Below are 4,815 nucleotides of genomic sequence, written 5' to 3'. Positions count from 1 at the left end.
GGGCAAGCTGTATTTTGCGCTTTATCGTTGCAAAAACGGCTGCTGTTGCAGGTGCTACTGATATCCCTGCAACCAGTTTTGCTATTTCGGGAAGCAATACAACGCAGGAAACGGGTACTTTAGCACTGGACACGGTTACGACAGCACCTCCTGTGGGGTCGCCCTCACAAGGTGGTAAGGTAGCGTGTACTGCACCTGAGCTGATGACACCAACAACGTTTTACCTGGTGGCAACAGTGTACGAGTCGACTGCTGTATGGGGTACTAGGGGCGTGGCAACAGGTGCAACGAGCGATACTGATGGTTCTAGCAACACACAGACTATTGTGAACACCTTAGGAACTAGCACTATTTATGCTGCGAATATTTGCTCTCTATTGCAACTTCAAAGCGACGGCTATTCACCATGCCCCACTGGCGGCGTATGTTATGAGGACTGGTATTTACCTGCGCAAAACGAATTGAATTGCTTGTATAGCAATCAAGACGCTATCGGTGGGTTCTTGGCTGACTTCCATTGGAGCTCCACTGAGTCTCCGTCCGCGACTACGACTGACGCAATGGCTACAGGATTTCCCGGTGACGGTGCCTTTAACAGCGACTCCCTTGATAAGAACCGTGTTGCTTCTCTTCGTTGTGTTCGCTCGGTTACCAATTAATCAATTTCCTGGTCGTATAAACGACCAGGTGTCACATTTAATGTACGTAATCGGGGTTCTTCCACAGAACCCCGAATTAGAAGATAATTAGTTAACATTGACTCTGCATGGCAGTGTTTCGATGAATTCCTGGGTCGCGGTTTTTTCATTTTTGCCGGCAGCAAATAATCGATGTTGATTATAAGCGGGCTGATTTTTAGCCTGTTTCAATGTTTCTGCCAAAGATTCACTTGATTGAGCATTGCGGATCTGCTCTTTCAGATGCCCCAGTTCAATGAGTTTAACCTCAGCTAAATCGCGGTCAACTGTTACGTTCTTCAGGTGTTTGTTTTCAAATTTAGTAATTCGAGCCAGGGCATGGACTTGTTGCCATTCTTTTGATGGACGTTCTGCATCGGGAGCCAGTTCAACATGTTGCGCCTTGGCTATGCCTCTTTGCTTATCCCAGGCGTTTTTAAAGCTGATATTCGCATTGGTAAAGGAATAATCCCACAGTGCTGCTAGGGCATAAAGAGGGGAGGCCGCAGTTTGCAGTAACCAGGTTGGTATATCATTATCACCATGTTCGTGGCCAGAAGCTTCTCCTAGTCGCTCTTGCAGAAGGTCTTTAAAGTCCTGATGATCATGTTCTTCGTGATTCTTCCCACCAATAAAATAGTGTGCGTCTTCAAAACCTTCGCTGAACATGGCGATAAACATGGATACAATTTGCGGTACTCCAGGCATTCTGTCCGCAGTAAAAGCAATACTGATAAGGTGTCCAATAAATAATAAAACGCGTAGTGGGGTGATGGTTAATTTAAGCAGCAGACGAAAGGGATTTATTATTTGTAACCAATTTTCAGTATCAATAAGGTGTTGGTAGCCTTTCTTAATCGAATCATAAACTTCTTTTAATATATTGCTATTATTCTGACTGGCCTCATCTACCATTTCCAGAGATTCTGCTGAGTTTTGAATATTGAAAAATATGGCGGATAATCCAGTAATAATCGGATTAATGACCCCCATGATGAAGCTGGGCATGTTTTTCATCCAGTCAAACAAGGGGCGGGCGTTGGTAGCAACTGTCCACCAGGTTCCCATCGTGCAGACAGTAAGTGCACCTGCCAGGCCTACCAAGAGGGCTGCAGTTGATGCGATAAAAATATTATGTAACGTCAGGCCCTTACTTAAATCTGTACTGATTTTGTTATACCACTTGAACACCGTATCATTATTAATGATGTCGGTAATCGCATTAAAGGTCAGCATGCCATAGGCGGTGCCGGCAATCAGTGCTAGAGGAACGATCATTAATGGCCACATCGTGAAGGGAATTGCTGCTAAAAATGGGATAACGGTGAAGGCTTCAACCATTAAATAGGTAGAACCCAATCCCATAAATATACCGGACAATATGCTAAACGCTTTGACTATCGTATATTGAAAGCCTTGATTATTCCGTAGTTCTTCATATTCTTGCTGATGATTATTGGCAAGCCATGTTCGAAGTTGAAGGGCATAATCTGATTCATCTGCGCTTTCTTTCTCTTTATTGGGAAAAAGTTGTAAGGCAAACCACTTTTCCATGTCAGATAATGTTTTTTCAACTTGTTTTTTGCGTTTTTTACTCTCTTTGTCCAGCTCTTGATGGCCAAAGGCTCCGAGCAGCATCAGCTGGGCTTTATAATCTCTAAAAAATTGCGGACAGTTTTCATCTTGAGTATCACCTGGAAAATGATTGAGCAGATACTCTTTAGCTAAAGTGTTTTCAAGATAATTACTTTTAAATAGCTTGCTGAGAGCGCCTTTAATATTCTGCAAATAAATCTCCCCCTCATAAGCCACTGAAAGAACAAATGTAGCAAAGGCCAAGGGCAGCACCGGTAACAGGGCGTACATGCCACCAAAACTTAAAAAGCCGAGAATTAAACTCGCGCCTATAGTGAGTAACAGAAGAGAAAGGTTGTAAGGTATTTTCTTGAGATTGATAGGTATATATTTTAGTTTCATTGTAATATCTTTGCTCATAGAAGTTGAGCAATGAACTTTATACCAAATGAAAATGATTATCAATAGCATTAAGGTCGATAAAAGAACATTTTTACTATTTGTATTTTAAACATAAAAGTTTACTTGCATGATTTTCTTCATCATGTAGTATCGTCATGGACAAATAATATAGGAGATGATATGCGTTTAAACCAATGGATGACCTGTATTTCAACAGGACTAGTATTTGCAAGCAGTTCAATTTTTGCTACGGGCATGCCTGTTCGTGAGCAATTACAAGTGCCCCAATGTTTGGCTGCTCATATTCATGTGGCGCATGAAGTGTTAGCTGAAAACAAACAATTTAAAATTATTGATATGAAATCCAGTGATGTTGAGAAACTGGTTTTATTAGCAGATCAAGTAAAATGCGGTCATTTTGTGAACCTGAGTCATAAATTAGAAGGCACTTTATCGGCAACAAAAAAACAATCTGCTCAAGCCTTATTACAACAAAGTACGATAAAATCACTCCTGCCTGGCAAATCAAATAAAGATGTTTATGAGGTCAAGCATGAAGAGGAAGTGAATGCTGCGTTGAAAGAAGTTGTAGCGGATAATATTTGGGATACCTTGACTCATCTCACTTCGTATCATAACCGTTCGTCAACCAAAAACACTGGCGTTGAAGCTGCAAATTGGTTGAAATCTACTTTTGAAGCGATGGCGGTTAAATACGGTCGTACTGACACTGAAACGTATTTTGTAAAGACCGGCTGGTACAAACAACCTTCATTGGTTACGGTTATTGGCAAAGACATTAAAGCGCCTGGTATCGTCATTGGCGCTCATATGGATACCCTTGATGGGCGCATGCCTGGTGCTGGTGATGATGGTAGTGGTTCTTCAAGCATTATGGAAGCCGCACGCGTTCTCTTGTCATCAAATACAACGTTTAAACGTCCTGTTTATATTATTTGGTATGCTGCTGAAGAACGTGGGTTGGTTGGTTCACAACATGTTGTTGAATATTTCCAGGATCATGCTATTCCAGTTAAAGCTGTGGTGCAATTTGATATGACGGGTTATCGTGTGAAAGCGGATGATCCGACCATGTGGGTTTTCACTGATTATACTGATAAAAGCTTAAGCAATTATATTGCTAAATTAATTGATACTTATGTTCATGTACCTGTAGATTATTCTCGTTGTGGTTATGGATGTAGCGATCATGCTTCCTGGACTGAAGTAGGTGTTCCATCAGCATTTCCATGTGAATCTAATTTTGATGAACATAATCCTTATATTCATAGTTCCGCAGATACCATGTCTTTATTGAGTTTGGAGCATATGACTAATTTCGCGAAATTGGCCTTGGCTTTTGTGATAGAACAGGCTTCTGAGTAATTATTCCACCCTTATTTTGCTCATCCCCGCTGTTGCGGGGATTTTTTTATGAGATGTATTTCCTCAAATGGTCGAAGAACCTTAAAGCCTTGGATTTTTTTCAACCCGGGGTGTCTTTTTTGATTTTATTGTAGTATATTTGCCCAAATGATTTTAATCCTAACCGGATAAATTTTTCCATTATGAATTACTGCGAACAAGCACGGTAATTCGGTTAGTTTTATCAGACTTATTGCGATGTTACTAATAATTAAAATAACCCATTGATAACAAATAATTTTTCCTTTATAAGGCGCTGACTTTGTTTTGTCATGTAATAACATCGATTAAATTAATGCCGGGAGATCAAATGCGTCAATTTATATTATTAATTACCGCGGGTTTCGTACTCGCTAGCAATTCAATTTTTGCAGAAATCAATTCGCTTGACGTGAAGCACATAAAAGAGGTCAATGAGGTATTGGCAACGGTTGTTCCTACTAATATCTGGCAAACATTAAATCATCTGACCTCCTATGCGAACCGTTCTGCTACCAAAGATACTGGCGTTGAGGCGGCTAATTGGCTAAAAAGTTCTTTTGAAGCAATGGCTATTGAGTATTCGCGTACGGATACTGATGCTTTTTTTGTTAAAACAGGCTGGTATAAGCAACCCTCTTTAGTAACGATAATTGGCAAAAACATCAAAGCACCAGCACTGGTAATCGGCGCGCATATGGACACTCCTGATGGCCTTATGCCGGGGGCTGATGATGGCAGTGGTTCTGCGACCATT

General features: G+C 41.0%; 2 protein-coding genes and 2 pseudogenes. 3 read left to right on the top strand and 1 reads right to left on the bottom strand.

What is annotated here, in order from left to right; translation table 11 throughout:
• Positions 1-659: pseudogene (locus tag Q0495_RS09515) on the top strand (hypothetical protein); the annotation flags it as partial.
• 87 nt (positions 660-746) lie between these two features.
• On the opposite strand, the gene Q0495_RS09510 reads toward Q0495_RS09515, so the two are convergent.
• Positions 747-2,654, bottom strand: a complete 1,908-nt coding sequence (locus tag Q0495_RS09510; protein ID WP_298625364.1) for a hypothetical protein — start codon at positions 2,652-2,654, stop codon at positions 747-749.
• A 180-nt stretch (positions 2,655-2,834) separates the two neighbouring features.
• Between Q0495_RS09510 and lapA the strand changes: the two genes are divergently transcribed.
• The gene (gene lapA, locus Q0495_RS09505) at positions 2,835-4,040 is read left to right on the top strand and encodes an aminopeptidase LapA (RefSeq protein WP_298625362.1); all 1,206 of its coding nucleotides are present in this window, start codon (positions 2,835-2,837) and stop codon (positions 4,038-4,040) included.
• A 427-nt stretch (positions 4,041-4,467) separates the two neighbouring features.
• Positions 4,468-4,815, top strand: a pseudogene (locus Q0495_RS09500) (aminopeptidase); the annotation flags it as partial.

It is taken from the genome of uncultured Legionella sp. (assembly GCF_937871865.1).
GTDB lineage: Bacteria > Pseudomonadota > Gammaproteobacteria > Legionellales > Legionellaceae > Legionella.
Note: the sequence above shows the minus strand (reverse complement) of the source record. Positions and strands in the feature narration are given on the sequence as shown.